Raw genomic sequence first — 18,038 nt, 5'->3', positions numbered from 1 at the left:
AATTTACTGTCCTCTCTTGCATTCCGGCTTCCTAGTTTTGTCAGTCAAGCAGGGGTTGGTTGGGCAGTGCCAAAATCACGGCTAAACGGTTGGGCAGAATAATTGGATAGATGACCGCCGATTGGGGATTAATCTGGTCAATCTGGACGGGGCGAACAGTCAGACACGCCGATCGAAAGAAGTTGTCAAGCTCTGCCAATTGCAGCGATTCAATCACGTCTCGCGCCTGTTTGAGGTTTTGCTGACTAGGTGCGCTAGGAGTCGCTTGCAACAATAGTTCGACAAACTGCCGATACACAGGTTCTACTTGCTGCTGAAACGAAAACTGGACATCTGGATTAATTGCTACTAGATCGGTGCGGAGCGATCGCAACAAATTGACGGCTTCGCTATAAGCAGTGATGGCTGATTGCAGGTTGCCCGTAGCCGCACAGAACTGAGTGCCCTGACAATCAATTCGCCCTAGTTGCCACTGCCATTGGTAGGCAATATCAGGGGCGTAAGTTGCTTGAGTCAATGCTTGCTGAGTGAGCGATCGGGCATGTTCCCATTGTTGGGATTGTTCATACAAATGGCCAAGCGTTCCCAGAGCATAGGATTCGGCACGGCGATCGCTCAGATCACGAGCTTGCAAAATTGCCGTTGCCAACAGTTGCGCTGTGTCGGATTTTACAGTTACATTGTTCCATTGAGTTAGCGTCTGCGCCAGGTGAATGCGGGTATATATTGCGGTGCGACTAGCGGGCAGTTTGGTGAGTTGGGGTTGAATTTGCGCCCACAAATCTAGTGCGGGAGTTGGTTGTGCCGACTCAACAAATAAACTCAGTTGCTCGGCTTGAGCTTTCAGCTTTAGAGTCGGTGAGGAGGAAATGTCTGCCGCTTGACGATATAAAGTCAATGCTTCAGAAAATGGGGTGGTTGGCTCTGGCTGTGCTGTGGAGGGTAAGGTCGATCGTGCCAGATTTCCCAAACTCAGAAGAATGCTGCTGATGCTGGTGTTGGCTTCTGTTGGGGAGATTTGCCCGGTGTTACGCAGACGTTCTGCGATCGCCAAACTTTGCTGCAAGACCTGTCGGGCACGGGTGCGATCTCCCACTCGCTGCAAAACATTGCCCAAGTTTTGCAATCCTGCTACTTTGAGAGCATTGTCAGGTTGGCTTTGCAGTTTCTGGGCAATTTGTTCTAATAGCGTAGCCGCACGACGATAGAATCCTAGAGCTTGTAGGGCGCGAGTCTGATTGATTTGGCTACCAATTTGACCTACAGCATCGCCTATTTGCCCATAGGTCGCTTCGGCACGTTCCCAGCTTGACAATGCTTCGATCGCTTTCCCCTGGCGTAGTTGCAGGTTGCCTTGAATATTCAGCGCTTGTGCGATTAGAAACACAGGGTTGGGACGGGATCTATGATCTGATGTGGATAGTTTCGCTAACAGGCTTAAACTTTCTGAGATTGCCTGATTTGCTGCTTTCCAGTCACCCAGTTGCTCAAAGGCTGTTGCGATGGCATTCAGTGTTCGTGCCTGATTGAGAGGATCGCTTTGACGGGCAAAGTTAGCGGCTACGGGCTGCCAAAGGGCGATCGCATCTGTAAATTGTTCTGCCTGATAGAGGCGTTCTCCAGGTTGGAGCGGATCGGGCACAGTCGTTGATGTTGAGGGTGCAGAGAATCCGAGGAGGATGGTTAGCCATGCTGCAATAAACCAGCCCACGATTCGGAGCCATCGTTGTTTAGACAACTGGCGCAGTAAACCGGACTTCACGAAGTAGATAGGGTGAGACATGGGCTATGAACCATTGCAGTGGGCGGGGCTATGAGGTTGGCGGAGACTATCAGGCACAGCAGCGATCAGAGTCACGGAGCCATCGGCAAGTCTGACCCAACCAGTTGCTTCAACAATCGGACTAGGGACTACAGGGTGAGGTTGGGCACTGCTTTGTTGTCCTGTTGTTTGTTCTGCAAACCCTCGTCGATCGCGCCAGCCTGCCTCATCTTCGGTGGATTGATCGGGTGTTGGAGGCAACCCACCCTGCCCGGTGACGACGAAGGAATTGCCCCGATCGGCAGGACAGCCCTGCACAATCGATCGTGAGGAGTCTACTAAGCCGCTAGGCAATTCTATTGTCCCTCGACTGGGATCAGTATCCAATGTAGTGATCTCGACAATCCCATTTACGCCAAATTGCGAACTAGCGGTGATGTCACTTCTGGGCGTAGACTGTGGGGCAAACTGGATGCCAAAAATGCCTTGGGTAGAAATATTGATGTTGCCACCGCGCCCCAGAAACGCATTGGCTCGAATGTCATTATCTTCACCCAACACCGAAACAATAAACGGTGCATTAATCCGAATATTGCCGCCGTCACCCCCTGCTTGCGCTGTACCTGCGGTAGTAGAAATCAAACTATTGTTGCGAAGTAGGAGTAACTCGCCCACATTGAGACGGATATTGCCGCCCTGAGTACTGTTGGTTTCTGCGGTCAATTGACCTCGGTTAAGGACGCGAATCTTTTGGGCACTAGCTTCCAGGTTGCCTGCAATTCCCGTTCCTTGGCTGTTCACTGTGATTCGAGCGCCATTCTGAACAAGCAACTCTCCAGTGTTGATGCGAATGGTTCCACCCTGCCCGATCGCCCCTTGGCTCACATTGCTTAAAACACCGCTGCGGAACAGCCCATCTTCAGATGCGCCATCCAAAAAGATCGTGTCACGAGCGTTAATCATCACATTGCCTGCATCGCCCCGTCCAGTGGTGTTGGCAATCAGTTGAGCGCCAGTGGTTAGGGAGAGAGAGCCTGTGGTGATACGAATCTCCCCACCCTGTCCGATCCCCCCTAGTTCCACTGAACTGAAAACAGCAGTCCCTCCAAATTGCTCATAATTTTTGCTATCCAGAGAGAAGGTGTCGCGGACATTAATGAACACGTTGCCTGCATTACCCTGACCTCTGGTGCTAGCAATCAGTTGAGCGCCATTGTTTAAGAAAAGGGAGCCTGCGGTAATCCGAATCTCTCCACCCCGTCCGATTGCTCCTGGGTCTACACGGCTTAAAACACCTGTTGCAAGTTGCCCATCTACGTTGCTGCCATCTACGAGAAAGGTGTCGCGAAGATCAATGGTCACATTCCCAGCATTGCCTTGACCACGAGTATTGGCAAGCAACTGAGAGCTACTGGCCAGGGAAAGGGAACCTGCGCTGATGCGAATCTCTCCACCCTGTCCGATCGCCCCTTGCCTCACGAGGCTGAGAATATCACCTCTATCTTGGAAGATATTTTCATGGACATCGATAATGACATTCCCTGCGTTGCCCTGCCCTGAAGTGCCAGCACCCACTTGAGAGCGATTGGTTACAGAGAGGGAGTTTGCGGTGATGTGAATATTCCCACCCTGTCCGATCGCTCCTGCCTCCACCGTATTAAAGACACCACTGCCTAATCTTCCACTCGTACCATCTATGAGGAGGGTGTCACGGACGTTGATGATCACATTGCCTGCATTGCCCTGCCCAAAAGTGTTAGCAGCTAGTTGAGCGCCATTGATTAGGGACAAGGAACCCGTGGTGATGCGAATCTCTCCACCCTGTCCGATCCCTCCGTTACCTACCCGATTCAATATGCCACTAGGAGTCCTTCCAGTGCTACCATCCAGGGAGAGGCTGTCATAGGCATTAATGATGAGATTGCCTGCATTGCCCTGCCCAAAAGTAGAGACAATCAGGATAGCAGGACCGAACACAGAGAGAGATTTAGTGGTGATGTTGAGATTGCCTGCATTCCCGATCGCGCCCGCTCCCACATCATTAGAAATTCGGCTCTGCCCCCCCACAGTGATAGCATCCGTTGCATTCAACTCTAAACCCCCCGCTTGAGCGCCCACAAATCCCAGCCCTTGATTAATGCCAGCCCGCAGCGCACCGCTTTCTACCAGGAGGTTACGGGCAGTAACTGCAATACTTCCACCATCCCGACTACGGACATCAACTGTACTTCGATCAAGGGAAACATCCGATCGCACTACCCCATCTGGGACACTCAACCCCAGATCATTTCCGGTTCCCGTAAGGGCGATCGTTCCCTGTCCAGAAACACCTGCTAACTCCACGCGGCTGCCGGGAGACACAATTCGACCACTCTCAAACCGCACATCACCGCCGACCAGCAAGAGACTTCGCTCTGCTGGCACTCTCAACCCAATGTTGTTCGCCGTGGAGCGATTGACGATCGCCTGCGTCGCCAATTGGTTAAACAAAAACGCATTCGGGTTAACATTCAATAATTGGTTGGGCAAGGGTTGATCAGGATTTGCAAAGAAGCGATCGCCATTTACCAAGTCGATCGCATTCGCTGTAGTTCCGACAAACGATCCACCAATGTTTAGCTGGGCATTTGTACCGAAAACAATGCCATTAGGATTCATTAAAAATACATTGGCAGCACCATTCGCCCGAATCAATCCATCAATGTTAGAAAGACTTGATCCCGTAACTCGACTCAGGATATAAGTAATATTTGCTGCATTGTTAAAATTCGCACTACCACCCGTCGGTACAGAGAAGCGATCGAAGCTATGCAACAATGTATTGCCCCGAACTGCCCCCCCATTAATTTGAAAATTTGGATTGCCGGAGACTTGCGATCTCGAAGAGATATCTGTTACCACAGATCGCTCCCCATTAGGCAATGTATCATCACCCACCACTTGCGCCAGTCCCACACTGCCAACACCCAGCCAGCCAAAGACAATCCCCCCGATCGCAAGCCGTAACCCTAACCGAAACCCATAGCGCCTCAAACCGGATTGTCTCTGACAACAATGCTGAGTCATCTCTCATTACCTCTCATTTGCACCAGGATACGCAGGCAACGGCTTTAATCCCTCATACAACGGGGCACAGTCTGGGGGCATTCCACCCGGCCCAATATTTTCGGGTACTGAGTTATTAACGGGTTTGATGCCATTCCGCAGATAAGCCACGATAGCCCAGGTATCCCGATCGGTCAAGTTGCGAAGATAGTCCCAGGGCATCGGTGGACAGAGTGTTTTGCCTTCATTATCCTGCCCGTGACGCAGCGACGCAAAGACTTGCTGAGGAGTCCAACTACCAATTCCCGTTTCTTGGTCAGGGGTGAGATTGGAAGCATAAACCGTGGTGTTAGGGCCGATCGTAAACGCACCCTCTGGACTGCCCAATCGGTATCCACTCAGCCACGACGGATCGTTGGGAGTTTTACCCGCACTGTGGCAGTCAGCGCAATGAGTCACGCCAGTCACCAGATAGCGACCCCGCCGAACTAGGCTTGGGTTTGCCAGATTAGAAAGATTGTCTCGACCATAAGCACTAGTCATGCCCAAACATATCACACTGACTAGCACTACCAAAGAGAGAACTCCGGACAGGATGCGATGTCTGCTTTTCATTGAGCACCTCTGGAATAGAAAAAGTTATAAACACAGTGACTCTAGAAGACCGACAGAAAGGGCGTTTCACTAACGTCGATCGCTCCGAACTTTAATTTCATTTGTGCCAGGATAAGCAGGCAGCGACTGGGCCTCTTGAAATAGCGGTGAACAGTCTGGACGAGTTCCATCAGGAGCGGTGTTTGCAGGAACTTGATTCTTAACAGGCTTAATACCATTCTTCAAATAAGCGACGATCGCCCAATTGTCACGATCGCGCTGATTCCGAAAGTAGACCCAGGGCATGGGTGGGCAAATCGTATTGCCTTCATTATCTTTCCCGTGACTTAGAGAGTTAAAAACTTGCTGAGGAGTCCAACTACCAATGCCCGTTTCATCGTCGGGAGTAATGTTGGACGGATAGATTTGAAACTGCCCCACTTGAAAGGGCAATCCTGGGGTTTCTGGTAAGTAGCCCGCAAGCCACGTCGGATCGTCAGGTGATCTGTTGCGACTATGACATCCAGCACAATTACCTGCTGCTACTACTAGATATCGGCCTCGTTGAATCAAACGCGGGTTACCAAGATTGCGCGAAAAATCGTCATTGCTATATGCGCCTGTCATGCCCACTAGCACTATGCCAGCTAGGACAAACAAGAAGATAAAACCAGACAAGATTCTAGATCTACTTTTCATTGAGTACCTCTGGAATAAAAGCTGTCTTGATACCCGTAACTTGCCTCAGATCTGTATAGTCTTCTTCGCTGGGTTAAAACTTGCACAACCCAAAATTAACGTGAATTCGATGGGGGGGGCGCTTCGTTACTGAGCGCTTCTGCCCCCCAACCCCCCAGTTCTGGGGGACTTCCAGAGCCGATTTCTCGTTCAAAGTCCCTCAAATTTGGGGGATTTAGGGGGCTGCCCGGATTTGTAACCGTAGTGAAGGATTTCATCGAATTCACATCAGAATTAGAAATTGATGTACTACTCTAGGGCTTTGGATTGTACTCAGAAGGTGGTTTTATTGACTGATTGAATCGAGATTCTAATAATTCTACCCGATTTTCTAGTGCTATCATTTGCTGCTTAAGTTTTAAGGTGTTTGACCTGTTGAGTTGGGCAATGTAGATAGCTGTACCAGCCCGATTTGCCAACTTTTTAAATGTCCACAACTCATCCATTGAATATTGTCGTCCATCTTGCCGAGGCCCTAACGCCAGCACTCCAATTAGCTCCGATCGCTCACCTCGTTGCAGCATCAATGGTACAAGTAGCGAAAAAGCACTACTCTCAGGCTGTCTGATCACTTCGCCTTTGTGCATCTGATCGAGTGAGCGATCGCTCCATTCAATCGACTGCACGGCTTCAGGTGATAGGTGCTGAACTTCTGCCAGTTGAAGCTGATCATTGGCATCTTTGATAAAGATCGCACCATGCAAAATATGCAGAATTTCGAGCGTGCGATGAATGAGAATCTGCAATAGATCCGAAAGGTCGATCGTGGCACGAGCTTCTGGCAAAAACTCAACAAAATCGCGGCTTAGATCTAGTTTATGCGGGTAGAAATGACGATTTACCCAGGTTTCCAGCCTTTGGCGAACTGACCCAAAAATTAAACCAACTCCCAGTACCGCCAAACCCGCCACGAGTGGAATCGCACTCTCACCAATCACTTCTGCGGATGCCAACTCTAGTAGCTTTGCGATCGCAGTCCAAACCGCCGCTAGAACAGTGGTTAACAGCCCGTAAACAACGGCGCGATTGATAATAAAGTCAATTTCCCACAGCCCATAGCGAAGGATCGAGACTGCGATCGCTAAGGGGGCAAGTAGCTGTGAAGCAATAAAAAATGGTTGATGGCCTATTTGTAGCATCCAATCTGGCCCCTTCTCCAACGAGGGAAAGATGTACCAGGCAATATGAGTCACAAAATCTCCCAAAACTGCCGCAGTTAAGCCAAACACCACCCATTTAGTTTGCTGTTGTTGTACTGGGCTAGAGATGTGTGTGTAGCGGTAAATTTGAATCCCAATGCCAGTGGCAAACCAGAAGTTGAGTACTAGAAAAGGAAGTGTATGAGTCCATCGATAAGGATTGAGTGGTGGATAAAAGGGCCACATGACTGACCAAGCAATCAGCACGACCGCAAGAAGTCCCGTCCAGCGAGGGACAAATCGACCATCAGGAAAGATGTAGAGAAAAATTACAAATAGCGCAAAGCCGATCGCATGGACAAAGCACAAGATTGGATGGATAGAACCCTGCAACGTAACTAGAGCGTGCATCGGAGGTGGCACCGTGACTCCAAATAGCATCAGCGCGATCGCCGCAAAGAGTGTGATCCATGTGGTCGATGGGTGGAGAGCAATAATGCTGCCAGTAATAGCAAACGTTAGCGCTAGTAGGGTTTCTGACGATAGAAAATACCAAACATAGAAGCTATCCGATAATCCCGCTTGGGCTAGGTATCGGTGATAGTAGGTCGCTGCCAGATGGCACAGTTGATCAAACCGACCAAAGACATTGGCAATGCCTGTGGCGCAGGTAACTAGTAGAATTACGAAAACGATCTGCCTGATTTTGGCAGGAATCGGAGCATGACCAGACAGAAGGGTAGCAGTAGCATTGACAGTCATGGTAGTTTCTGAGTCCTTGAGTCCAGTTGTCAGCCGTCCTAATCTATAAGGTTCAAAACTTTGTGGATTACGCCTCCTAGCGCCGCGCCCAAACCAATTGAAAGGACAGCGAATAAGGGCAATCCCAGCACTGTGTCTTCATACTCTAAGATTCTCGATACAAACAATAGCCATATCGCCGTTCCGAGAACTACGTTGAGAGAGGCTTGCAGGACTGGTGCCGTAACGCTTTGCCGCAGGATAATCCATTGCGATAGCGTCATAACCACAGTAAAAATTACCACCATTCCCATAGAAGCGATCGCGCCATGTTGTCCATTTTGCAGCACATCCAATCGAAACAGAGTAATCGATAGAAGCCCTACGGCGATCGCACTGAGAATTGCTGTAATCAATCCTAATAGACTCATCCCAATCCAAACATAGCTGGTACGATCGCAGTGATGACAAGTCAACTTTGCCTGAGTCATTGCAAGTGCGAAACAAAATAGCAGGGCTGAAATTGGAACAAAACTTCCCATCATTGCCCTAAGTAATTTGGGAGAACAGAAATCGCGGCCAATAGCCCAAACCCATTGAAATAGGTTAAAACGCTTGCCCAGTAAGCTTCAGCGGACTTTAGCTGTTAGCCCGAAATTGATTTCAGGGCGGGTGGTCGGGCACTCGTTGAGACTGGTGCAAGATCTGAGTGAGCCGTAAGAGTCATCTGGCTGAAAACTGAAGGCTGGAGATAACTTGCTGAAAGACAGGGCGATAGGTAGCATTGCGCTCAGGCAAACCGTCTTTGGCCAATCTGATCACCATAACATCTGAACTAGTGGGCATTGCCAGTACCACATTCTCATAGTCGTAGAGTCCAGTTGACTGGAACGCGATCGCAGTCTGTCCTGCTACTGTTAAGGACGTAAAGCGAGCAGGCGACACAAATTGGCTGCTTCGCCTTCGCCACACCCAATCTAACAACCCCAACCGTTGTGGATTTTTCTGCAAGGCGACGCTAACATTGGGCGGCAATTCGGTAGGCGTGACGTTCGATTTAATTCCGTCATAATCATGCTGAGTCCACAGATTAACCCATTCAAGGGAACGATCGTCTCCTTTCCCTGAAGATGATTTAGACTCCACCACAAAGCCAGCAGGATAGTCAAACTGGAATCCAGAGCGATGGCTTGTATAGCGATTAGGCTGACCAGCGTCACTGCTACAGGCTTGCCGGGTTCGACGGTTGAACAAGCAGAGGGATTGCCCCATTTGATTGTTCATGTGGGGTTGAGGATAGTTGCCTCGCACCATCAGCGCATCGTAGCCGACATCATCCCCAAAGGTGACAATACTGCCGGGCTGAGGGTTTCGCAATCCGCTCACTTGCAGACATCGATTCGTCACTTCCTGCTGATGTTGTTTGATTGCATCTGGAGAGGATGCTCTGGCTTCCGTACCGATTAGCAATGTTTTAAGTGCGGCTGACATACCAATTACACCAGCGGTTAATGCGATGATCACTGCTATTTTTGATGCGATCGCTTTCATAAGGTGTTCTCCTGAGATAGAAATGTTTGGCTAGTTGCGATCAAGGGTGTTTCTAGCACAATCAAGAACGGCACAATCTCACTTTAGCAACGAATCACGATCGCACTTCTGTTGTTTAAGCGCGCTCCCAGACCAACTCGAAGCACTGCTCAATGCTATCACTCATAACGGGTGGCGTTCTCAGCGCTACTTGGTTCTCAGTCAAGATGAAGGTGCGAATCAACGTTGTCCCAACTCGATTGGGAATCGATGCAATTTCAACCTGGTGAATGACTGTGTTGCCGTTCAGTGTGTAAGTTCCCGCATAAGCATTGAATGTTGTGAAGGCTTGAGCAAGTTCCTCAACGGGTATAGATTGAATCTCTCGGCTCAAGGGCGATCGTATCTCTCGGCTCAAGGGTAAGCGATCGCTTCTGGAAAACATCACCATCATGCGACCATCCGCTGTGTAGGTAATGTAGCCAGTTGGATTCAATCCATACACGGCTGGAGTTATCGTTCCATCAGCGTGAATAGCAGTTGCAGAAACTAACTTCCACGTTCCAACTAGTGGATTATTGGGCATCAATTGCGTAGGCATAATGTTCGGCTGTTGCTTTGTGGCTTTCCGCCAGAGTAGCGGGTTTCAACACAAAGTCAAACTCGGTCGTGTAGAACGGACTACTTGGATGGGCCTTTTCGTCCAGTGCTTCGTGCTTTTGAAGTTGAACAATTGCCGATCGCACCGCAAAAGTAGTATCAGAATCAAGATGGGGATCACCCGCAATAAAAGCCTGTGTGGTCAACGAAGTATAATTCAGGGCACTAACTTTGAAATGGATGTGAGCCGCCCGCCAAGTATGCCGCCCCAGTGACCTCAGCAATTCTCCAGAGGGGCCACTAGCTGGCACGTTGTAACCCATCGGCACTACAGTCTCAAACCCATACTTACCACTAGCATCTGTGGTGAAACGCCCTCGAAAGTTTCCCTGGGGTTGAGATAAATCTTGAATGTCATACAGCCCTTTAGAATTGGGCTGCCAAACATCAAGTAGCGCATTCGCGATCGGCTCACCGTTCAAGTCCAACACCCGACCTGACAGAAGAAGTATGCTACCTTCTGGATCAATGCCTAAACGATCGCCTGTCTGTCGTTCTGGTGCATTTGGTACATACAACGGGCCTTCTAGATTGCTTTCTGTGCCACGAGGGCATCATGCAACAACTCTACTAACTCTGAAAGCCCTAGTAGATCCGTCAACATATGAATTTCTCCCGTTGGAATCTCTTGCGTGTGGTGACTTGCCTGATTAATAAAATTGCGTCCCTGCTGCAATTCTGGTTCAGTGAGATTTACCTCCCGCGCAAAATCATGTAGATGTTGAACCAGACTGGTATAAATTTCATACAGGCGCGGATGAGATTGACCGCGATCGCCATGCTCAATCACAGCTTGCGTGATGGTATCGAGTGTAATGTTCATATTAGACTCCTGTTTAGACTGCCAAACTTTCAGCTAGCTCGACTGCTACCGTCCCGCCAGAGCTTTCATACAGCTTTTCGCGCACGGGTAGCGTTGCAATGCCATCCTCAGCGAGTTGACGTTGATAAGCTCACATCGCCGCGATCATTTGCAGTCCGTAAAAGGGCTGATCCGTGGGAAACCTGGGATCAACCAGGGCCCTCAACTCGCTGTGCAGGATTCGTATCACCTGTTCTAGTTTTGCCTTGGTCTCTGAACCCGCAGTTCCATCTACTCCCAGCTTGTATTCCGTCTGAAATTTGCGGATGGCATGTTGAGTTGTAGGGTCGGTCAGGGGACTGTTGTCCTCGGTGTAGGGAAAGCTGGGGTTGGTACGATCGTCACTAAAAATGCGACTTCTAAACCCCAATCCGTTAAGAATGCTGCGAATTTGAGCGTTGGTGTAGTGAATAGCCATGATGAAAAAGCTCCTGGGGTGTTGATGCAACTGACTCTTTCAGTCTGTGGCATTTGTTAGCGATAGACCAGACAAGTTAAGCCTGCAAAGCACTAACTTAAGCTCACGCCAATGTTCTGAGCGCCACTTTCTGAGCATCCGTTAATCCCCTCACGCCAGAGATGTTCAGGACTTCATAGGTAATCATCGATGCTCTGTCAGTTGGAACAAAGCTAAGTTACCTCAAACTCGGTTGGGACTAGATTCGACTGGCTATCACCCAACAATGGGAGATCTCTGTTTATCGCTTTCTATCGGGCTTACCTGACTCCTGCTTTTGCCTCCAAGTCGCTTTCTATCGGGCTTACCTGACTCCTGCTTTTGCCTCCAAGCGACAACGCGACTCCTTGAAGCGTGAGTTCACTGTCCTCTCTTGCATTCCAGCTTCCTAGTTTTGTCAGTCAAGCAGGGGAATTGGGTCAGTTGCCCAGCAGTGATGCCCTCATGCGTCTCTCTGCTCTCCGGCTGTGATTTTTCCCCTTTCGATCTGGCTTGCTCACACTCTTTATCACTGACAACGCTGAGTTCAGTGATTCGAGACGTTTAGACTTACCTCTGGGATTCGCAAAGTCAGAGAGAACAGGGAGTGGATTGAGCGATCGTCTCTGACACGACAACTCCATGACTTGTGCCAATAGTGAGCCGAGTCTTCCTGCACTTTGATATAGCCCCGTCGCCGCAGTCCATGAGAAAACATCAACGCTACACTCTGGCGCGTTCTGGGTAACACTGCGTCATCCAATGACCCGAACAGCACTTCAATCATTTTGCCTGTCGTGAAGGTTTGGTCGGGAGAGGTTCTGCTTTTGTAGCTGACTTCCTTCTGCCGGAGGGTTTCGCGGCGGGGTTCTCGGAAGTCTTTACCGCTGCTTTTCTGCCTCGCTGACTTGTTTGTTTTTGTGTGTTAGCCCTACTCTCATTAGCCTTGTGTTGGGCAATTCTAGTTGGCGAGTGGTTGCACCACGTCAAACCACTCACCCTTAAAAAGCATAGACGCAAAGCCAAAAGTATCTTCCGCTATGGCTTAGATTGTCTCCGCAATACCGTGTTCAACTTAGAGCAAAAAATGAGTGAGTTTCTGCAAGTACTACAATTTTTGTCCTGTACTTAGGGTATTGATTTACGATGAACTTGCTTTGCGCTATGGAGTTGAGCACTCACTTGAGGAGTCACCTGCTTCTTGACTTGCTGCGTTGGCTTTTCTCCTAAGCGACTTGACTCTAGAGGCATTCTTTCAGGTGCGGCGATCGCACTTGGAGCAAGAGTCATCGTTCGGTTAGGGTGCGGTTCTTCTGAGGATGACTGTTTATATTCAGGTGCCAAGGAGTTTTGCACTGATAGGGCTGCCCAAGTAGATACACCTCCGGCTGCAAACCCTCCGGCAACTAGCATAGAAGCCATCCCTGCATTAGCCACGAGATTTCCGCCGGAGCAAGGCTGCAATGGGAATGCTTGAGGCAGGGGTGTAGCTCTGGTTGGAGCATCAAGGCGACCCCCTTTTATAAAAGGAAGTTGGAGAAGCTCGATCGCTTTCCAGTGACTGCCGATTGGATGGCTGGTTTGATGGTCGGTCAAATCATCTAGTTGACCTTCAAACGGATTCCTAATCTGCTTCCTTAACGGGTCGCGCTTTTGCTCAGAACAATCGGCTGTTTGTTTGTCTGCAAAGCCAAAATCTCCAGGTCGAGCAACATTGGCTTGTTGATTTTGTGTTTGATTTTGTTGTGTTTGATTTTGTTGAGTTTGATGGTGAGTGAGAACTTCATCAATGAATTTCAGCTTGTCTAAAGTCGGGCTAGTTTGTAGTCCCTTAGATGGATAGCTAGAACTTGGAGTATCGATGATCGCATGGCTCACTCTAAATTCTAGTAGCCTGACTTGAATAATCAGCAGATATTTTTTGGATACTAGATGAAAGTAGGCTGCTACACTGTCGCTGTATGCGATCGCAGCAACTTCAGCTCCGGTAAAGTGATCGTTTTCGATTTGCTTGAGAATCTGTGCAGCACTGTAAGCTTCCGTCAAAGCCCTTTCGGAGGTGTTCAATACCCAATGTTTGCTCTGTTGTAGGTAATGTCCGACTCCAATGCTAGTTTGAAAGCACTTTTCTTTGAAAGATTTAGGTGCCTGCCCTGCCTTGTGACCGTGACCTAATGCCTCTCCGGGAGTTTCTGAGACCCAGCGATTTCCTACATGAATATATTTCTCAGCTTTGGTCAGGATCAGTACCTGACTATGAACACGATTTTTAATTTTGGACAGAATAGAATTCATGACAAAGCACCTTATGTCTGAGGGTACAGATTTTTGAAACAGGGCCTTCGTATAACTAACGCTACGAGGGAGGTCTGAAAATTTACTTTACGGCGGTGGAGTTGATGAGAAACTTAAGTTTTTTCGGGATACTGCCACTTAGATTTTTTGTGGATAACGCCGTAGTGAAGCCCTCGAACTGTTGAAACAATTTCCTCATAAGGCGTACTTTTGGGAAGATATTCTGAGGCTCCAGCTTCTAGCGATCGCCAGATAAATTCTGTCTCCTCGGAGCAGGTTAATACGAGAATCTCAATCCAGGAATAGAGTCGATGAATTTCGCGAACGGCGAGGATTCCTTCACCGTCAGGCATACAACTATCTATAACAACCACATCGGGCAATAGCCGCATTGCTAATTCAAGCGTTTCTTCACTGTTTCTAGCTTGACCAACAACTTTGAGATCTTCCTGAGTCAAGGCATCGACGAGTAATTGCCTGCCAACAGTATGAGCATCTGCAATTAGAAGACGAATCTGGGGGGAAGAACCCCGCAAAAACTGTGTGACTTGTGGTTGCTGGAGTGTCTTCATCTTGCGGCCTCTAAGATTGCAATGTTATTTCAAACGTGTCTCGATCGCTGACAGGGAGTGACCGACATGAGGAGCATTGTTAAACAATGTAGATGCTTATCAATTAAGGTAAGCGAGGAGTCGTGACAAATCAGGGACGCGATCGTAGTGGTTTTGTGCAGTCTCTGTGTCATCAGTCCTCAAACCACCACACTTTAGTAGAAGTTAGCAACAGACTTCGTTGCAGTTTCAAGCTTCTTAACGGATGAAAAATTGACAGGTAAAATGTTTCTTTTGGGTAACCCAAAGCGGTCTGGAAGCTCTAAGCGATATCCTCGTCCATGAATTGTTCTGAGATAAAACGGATTGAAGCGATCGGGTTCTAGTTTGGCTCGAATGTTTCTAACGTGAACCCGAATTGTTTCGATGTCATCATCCGGGCCATATCCCCAAACTTGCTTGAGAATCTCATGAGACGAGACTGCCTGATTAGGACGTTGAAGTAGACAGTGGATGATACCAAGCTCGATCGGAGTAATTTTAATAGTTTGTCCAAACCAAATGGCTTCCATCTGAGAAGGAACTAGCGTCAGAGGGCCATAGCTGAGGATTTCAGTCGGCTTGGCTGCTTTGGGGCGCTTCTTTGCCCGCCGCAAAATCGCTTGAACTCTGACCAGCATCTCCTCTGAGGCAAAAGGTTTAATCAGGTAGTCATCAGCCCCTGCATCAAATGCCTTAACTTTGTCTTGAGTTTGCGACAAAGCTGTTAGGACTAGAATTGGAATATTTGCGGTACGATCGTCCTGCCGCAAGCGCCGACAAACCGTAAATCCATCTACTTTGGGAAGTTGGACATCCAGCATGATCAGATCTGGCAAAAGCTGTTGAGCTAAAATTTGGCCCTTGATTCCTTCACTGGCATAGCTTACCTGGTATCCAATTGTTTCCAGTTCTACAGAAAGTAGTTCTGAGAAGGTAAAATCATTGTCGATAATCAGAATTTGAGACATGGTTCACTCTCGGCAAGATTGCTTTACTGCTTAAGTTGTTCGCCTAGCAATAGCTCAGTCAGTGGAGAACTATCTGTGGCTATTCTCGAAGCTTTCTCTAGTGGCGAATCAGGCTTAGTAGGAGGTGCTTTGGAATCAGGGGCGATTGGGTCTATGATAGGAGCAGCCTTGATCGTTAGCTCTGAAGAGGGAACTGGGCTTTCAGTCTTTGCTGAGTCAGAAAAGGGATTTGTAAATTCAGTGATGCTACACCCAGACAACATTAAAAGCATCGATAACAAGAACGGAAATAACCACTTAAAGGCATTGACTTGCCCATCCATGACACTCATTTTATGACTCTCCTAAATTCTTACTAGACGTTTGAAAATCGCGAAAGATTAGATAGCTGGGCATTGCTGAATGCAAATATCAATTGCCCTCCTCACGAAGTGGGGCACAGCCCTCCCCAACCTTTCTCCCCAGGGAAAAGGGAGCCAGAGTTCTTGTTCACTCGCTCTTTGGGAGAGGGTTAGGGTGAGGGCAAATCTGGCATTTCATATGGCAATTCAGCAATGCCGATAGATGCAATATTTTCGAGATCCGAAGGCCACAGAGAAACGAAGCCTAGTAGGATCAAGCTTGAAAAACAGCTATGCACAAAGCTCGTATTCTCGCCTGTAGTTGCCTTACTCAAGGTTAATCAGGCAAAGGTGACAAACTGAGGATAAACAAGTGTCATTTCTAATAAGCTGACAAGTCTTGCTAATACGGTGGACAACTCAAGACCTTAAGCAAGCATGAACCGAATACTCAATCTCTACTGCTTATTGCGATCGCTACGCCACTGAGCGATCGCGGTCTTTGCCTCCTGATAGGCTGGAGTATCTTGTGGCACAAAACCCGCCGTTTGAATGGCTTCCGCAAATTCGCCCTGAACAGCGTGAGCGCGGGCAAGACTCAGGATAGACTGGCTCCATTCCCTGGTCAATGTCTGAGCTTCCTTATAGAAAGGCTGATCAGGTTGAATGCTGCGAATGGCGGCGATCGCCTGGCTATACGAAGGTGCTTGAAACCGTTGGATGGAGAGTTTTGCCTGCTCCAGGATGGCTTGATTGGCTTTGGCTTTTTGCCACTGAGAAATGGACTCTTGGGCGGCTGGGTAGAGGCTTTTTTGGTTCGAGGAAATGAGTTGAGCCGCAGAGATTGCCTTGTTGTAATTACCTTGATTAGCCCGTCCTTGAGCCAAGTCCAAAATTACCTGACTCCAGCGTTCAATGTCCTTCTGAGCTTGATCATAGAGAGGATCTCCGGGACGAACGATACGGGCCTTAGCGATCGCGTGACTAAAGTTGGATGCCTGATTCACATGATCCGAGCCGCCGACTTGATTAATCAATGCTCTTGCTTCATTAAGTAACCCCTGGCTGACCTGCTGGCGCAACTGGTTACACTCATCACTGCGCTGATTCTCAGGAATCTGATCGAGGGTATTCAACGCTTTCTCATACTGTCGCGCTTGCAATTCTTTACGGGCACGTTCTAAGGCTGCGATCGTTTCAGACGAAGGTTGTGATTGTGGAGGTGGCTGTGCTTTAGACTGATCATCTTGCTTAGTCTGATCCGTCTTAGTATCGGAATTGGCATCAGATTTAGTTGCATCAGGTGACTTTTCTGCCTCGTCTGTTTTATCAGATGATCCTTTCTTAGCTTTCTCAGAAGGTGAGTACTGATTAGAACGCAAAAAGCTAGATTGGGGTAGCCTCAAGGAGAGAAAACTGATTCTCCCTCCGTAATGATTTAAGAGGGTTGCACCAATTAGCGCAATCATTCCTCCCAACACCGAACCCTGCCAGAGTTTGTCCATCCAAAGATTTGTTTGGGGTAGCTGATCTGAAAGCTCTGTAGAAGGAAGTTGTGTAACGGGAAGCTCTGTAGGGGGAAGTTGTTTACTTTGTCGGTTAGTGCCGCTTGTATCTGATAAGAGGTGTTGATGCTGTTGAATATTGGGCACGATCGCTACTGAATTTTGCCCCAGATGCATGTTGTTGATACTTAGTTCCGGTATTCGACTGCCGAGATACTGAATTAGTTGACCCAGCGTTAAGCAATTGTGACGGCACATTCCTTCTAGCAATGCAACACTCAGCCCTCGATTTGCTACTGACATTAATCGAGTGGGTGAATAAGACAAGATAGTAGTAATTCCACATTTATTTGATAACGCGACTGTTTGAACACCCAGGCGATCGTTTGTCCGGTTGCCTTGGCTCCGGTGCATTTCTAGTACTAGCACAATGTTGCCCGTTGCTGCCGATTGAAGATCCGCAAATAAGGACTCTACAAGAATTCCAGTTGAAGAAATTTGATCTGGATTGCCATCGATCGGTAAGAGGTAATCTTTTCCTTCAAACTGTATTCCATAGCCACTGAAGAAACACCACAGGAAATCGTCAGGTTGCACTTGTTGGCAGAATTGGGCGATCCAGTTGTGAATATTTTTCTGACTTGGATAGATTGCCTTGACATCAGGTGTGGAAGAAACATCTGCTAGTAACACACAGTGATCTGAAGCAAATTTTGCCTCGTTGACCCAAAAATCTAGCAACGCTACGACATCCGAATTAGTGTTTGGCAGCGGTTGAAAATGCTGATACTGATTAATGCCAATCGCGATCGCCCAGTAGTTTGTCATC

17 protein-coding genes and 1 pseudogene are annotated in these 18,038 nt (G+C 48.4%); 2 read left to right on the top strand and 16 right to left on the bottom strand.

Going from position 1 to position 18,038, the window contains the following annotated elements:
- Positions 1-40: 40 nt before the first annotated feature.
- From ACKFKF_RS04860 to ACKFKF_RS04805, 12 genes are all read right to left on the bottom strand, one after another.
- Entirely contained in the window at positions 41-1,783 is a 1,743-nt protein-coding gene (locus ACKFKF_RS04860; protein WP_446866654.1) for a hypothetical protein, read from the bottom strand.
- 3 nt (positions 1,784-1,786) lie between these two features.
- Positions 1,787-4,828, bottom strand: coding sequence for a two-partner secretion domain-containing protein (locus ACKFKF_RS04855; RefSeq protein WP_446866653.1), 3,042 nt, complete (start codon positions 4,826-4,828; stop codon positions 1,787-1,789).
- A gap of 6 nt (positions 4,829-4,834) precedes the next feature.
- Positions 4,835-5,422: a c-type cytochrome gene (locus tag ACKFKF_RS04850; RefSeq protein ID WP_446866652.1), complete on the bottom strand. Its 588-nt coding sequence runs from the start codon at positions 5,420-5,422 to the stop codon at positions 4,835-4,837.
- A 69-nt stretch (positions 5,423-5,491) separates the two neighbouring features.
- Positions 5,492-6,100 carry a c-type cytochrome gene (locus tag ACKFKF_RS04845; RefSeq protein WP_446866651.1) on the bottom strand — a complete coding sequence of 203 codons (609 nt, stop codon included), beginning with the start codon at positions 6,098-6,100 and terminating at the stop codon, positions 5,492-5,494.
- 293 nt (positions 6,101-6,393) lie between these two features.
- Positions 6,394-8,040: a GAF domain-containing protein gene (locus tag ACKFKF_RS04840; RefSeq protein WP_446866650.1), complete on the bottom strand. Its 1,647-nt coding sequence runs from the start codon at positions 8,038-8,040 to the stop codon at positions 6,394-6,396.
- Between the two features lie 38 nt (positions 8,041-8,078).
- The gene (locus ACKFKF_RS04835; RefSeq protein ID WP_446866648.1) at positions 8,079-8,510 is read right to left on the bottom strand and encodes a hypothetical protein; all 432 of its coding nucleotides are present in this window, start codon (positions 8,508-8,510) and stop codon (positions 8,079-8,081) included.
- A 232-nt stretch (positions 8,511-8,742) separates the two neighbouring features.
- On the bottom strand, positions 8,743-9,570 hold the full coding sequence (locus tag ACKFKF_RS04830; RefSeq protein ID WP_446866647.1) for a hypothetical protein: 828 nt from the start codon (positions 9,568-9,570) through the stop codon (positions 8,743-8,745).
- A 115-nt stretch (positions 9,571-9,685) separates the two neighbouring features.
- The gene (locus ACKFKF_RS04825; RefSeq protein WP_446866646.1) at positions 9,686-10,150 is read right to left on the bottom strand and encodes a lipocalin-like domain-containing protein; all 465 of its coding nucleotides are present in this window, start codon (positions 10,148-10,150) and stop codon (positions 9,686-9,688) included.
- The gene (locus ACKFKF_RS04820; RefSeq protein ID WP_446866644.1) at positions 10,125-10,727 is read right to left on the bottom strand and encodes a dioxygenase family protein; all 603 of its coding nucleotides are present in this window, start codon (positions 10,725-10,727) and stop codon (positions 10,125-10,127) included. The genes ACKFKF_RS04825 and ACKFKF_RS04820 overlap by 26 nt, the downstream gene beginning before the upstream one ends.
- An 8-nt stretch (positions 10,728-10,735) precedes the next feature.
- The gene (locus ACKFKF_RS04815; protein WP_446866643.1) at positions 10,736-11,032 is read right to left on the bottom strand and encodes a dioxygenase; all 297 of its coding nucleotides are present in this window, start codon (positions 11,030-11,032) and stop codon (positions 10,736-10,738) included.
- A 130-nt stretch (positions 11,033-11,162) separates the two neighbouring features.
- Positions 11,163-11,489, bottom strand: a complete 327-nt coding sequence (locus tag ACKFKF_RS04810) for a peptidoglycan-binding domain-containing protein (RefSeq protein WP_446866642.1) — start codon at positions 11,487-11,489, stop codon at positions 11,163-11,165.
- A 565-nt stretch (positions 11,490-12,054) separates the two neighbouring features.
- Positions 12,055-12,294: a hypothetical protein gene (locus tag ACKFKF_RS04805; RefSeq protein ID WP_446866641.1), complete on the bottom strand. Its 240-nt coding sequence runs from the start codon at positions 12,292-12,294 to the stop codon at positions 12,055-12,057.
- A 135-nt stretch (positions 12,295-12,429) separates the two neighbouring features.
- On the opposite strand from ACKFKF_RS04805, the pseudogene ACKFKF_RS04800 reads away from it, so the two are divergent.
- A pseudogene (locus tag ACKFKF_RS04800) lies at positions 12,430-12,639 on the top strand (IS4 family transposase); the annotation flags it as partial.
- Here the strand turns inward: ACKFKF_RS04800 and ACKFKF_RS04795 are convergent.
- The 3 genes from ACKFKF_RS04795 to ACKFKF_RS04785 form a co-directional block, all read right to left on the bottom strand.
- Complete coding sequence (locus ACKFKF_RS04795; protein WP_446866640.1) at positions 12,636-13,802, bottom strand: hypothetical protein; 1,167 nt, start codon at positions 13,800-13,802, stop codon at positions 12,636-12,638. The pseudogene ACKFKF_RS04800 and the gene ACKFKF_RS04795 sit on opposite strands and share 4 nt — an antisense overlap.
- A gap of 113 nt (positions 13,803-13,915) precedes the next feature.
- On the bottom strand, positions 13,916-14,374 hold the full coding sequence (locus ACKFKF_RS04790; RefSeq protein ID WP_446866639.1) for a response regulator: 459 nt from the start codon (positions 14,372-14,374) through the stop codon (positions 13,916-13,918).
- Positions 14,375-14,568: 194 nt separating this feature from the next.
- Complete coding sequence (locus tag ACKFKF_RS04785) at positions 14,569-15,363, bottom strand: response regulator transcription factor (protein WP_446866635.1); 795 nt, start codon at positions 15,361-15,363, stop codon at positions 14,569-14,571.
- Positions 15,364-15,438: 75 nt separating this feature from the next.
- Here ACKFKF_RS04785 and ACKFKF_RS04780 point away from each other — a divergent pair, with 75 nt between their 5' ends.
- Complete coding sequence (locus ACKFKF_RS04780) at positions 15,439-15,702, top strand: hypothetical protein (RefSeq protein WP_446866633.1); 264 nt, start codon at positions 15,439-15,441, stop codon at positions 15,700-15,702.
- 460 nt (positions 15,703-16,162) lie between these two features.
- On the opposite strand, the gene ACKFKF_RS04775 is transcribed toward ACKFKF_RS04780, so the two are convergent.
- Positions 16,163-18,037, bottom strand: coding sequence for a hypothetical protein (locus tag ACKFKF_RS04775; RefSeq protein WP_446866632.1), 1,875 nt, complete (start codon positions 18,035-18,037; stop codon positions 16,163-16,165).
- Position 18,038 lies beyond the last annotated feature (1 nt).

The sequence above is a fragment of the Phormidesmis sp. 146-12 genome, from assembly GCF_052939495.1.
Note: the sequence above shows the minus strand (reverse complement) of the source record. Positions and strands in the feature narration are given on the sequence as shown.

Coding starts and splice junctions, on each gene's coding strand:
- ACKFKF_RS04860 (WP_446866654.1), bottom strand. CDS start 1,783: ATGTCTCACCCTATCTACTTCGTGAAGTCCGGTTTACTGCGCCAGTTG.
- ACKFKF_RS04855 (WP_446866653.1), bottom strand. CDS start 4,828: ATGACTCAGCATTGTTGTCAGAGACAATCCGGTTTGAGGCGCTATGGG.
- ACKFKF_RS04850 (WP_446866652.1), bottom strand. CDS start 5,422: ATGAAAAGCAGACATCGCATCCTGTCCGGAGTTCTCTCTTTGGTAGTG.
- ACKFKF_RS04845 (WP_446866651.1), bottom strand. CDS start 6,100: ATGAAAAGTAGATCTAGAATCTTGTCTGGTTTTATCTTCTTGTTTGTC.
- ACKFKF_RS04840 (WP_446866650.1), bottom strand. CDS start 8,040: ATGACTGTCAATGCTACTGCTACCCTTCTGTCTGGTCATGCTCCGATT.
- ACKFKF_RS04835 (WP_446866648.1), bottom strand. CDS start 8,510: ATGACTCAGGCAAAGTTGACTTGTCATCACTGCGATCGTACCAGCTAT.
- ACKFKF_RS04830 (WP_446866647.1), bottom strand. CDS start 9,570: ATGAAAGCGATCGCATCAAAAATAGCAGTGATCATCGCATTAACCGCT.
- ACKFKF_RS04825 (WP_446866646.1), bottom strand. CDS start 10,150: ATGCCTACGCAATTGATGCCCAATAATCCACTAGTTGGAACGTGGAAG.
- ACKFKF_RS04815 (WP_446866643.1), bottom strand. CDS start 11,032: ATGAACATTACACTCGATACCATCACGCAAGCTGTGATTGAGCATGGC.
- ACKFKF_RS04810 (WP_446866642.1), bottom strand. CDS start 11,489: ATGGCTATTCACTACACCAACGCTCAAATTCGCAGCATTCTTAACGGA.
- ACKFKF_RS04805 (WP_446866641.1), bottom strand. CDS start 12,294: ATGATTGAAGTGCTGTTCGGGTCATTGGATGACGCAGTGTTACCCAGA.
- ACKFKF_RS04795 (WP_446866640.1), bottom strand. CDS start 13,802: ATGAATTCTATTCTGTCCAAAATTAAAAATCGTGTTCATAGTCAGGTA.
- ACKFKF_RS04790 (WP_446866639.1), bottom strand. CDS start 14,374: ATGAAGACACTCCAGCAACCACAAGTCACACAGTTTTTGCGGGGTTCT.
- ACKFKF_RS04785 (WP_446866635.1), bottom strand. CDS start 15,363: ATGTCTCAAATTCTGATTATCGACAATGATTTTACCTTCTCAGAACTA.
- ACKFKF_RS04775 (WP_446866632.1), bottom strand. CDS start 18,037: ATGACAAACTACTGGGCGATCGCGATTGGCATTAATCAGTATCAGCAT.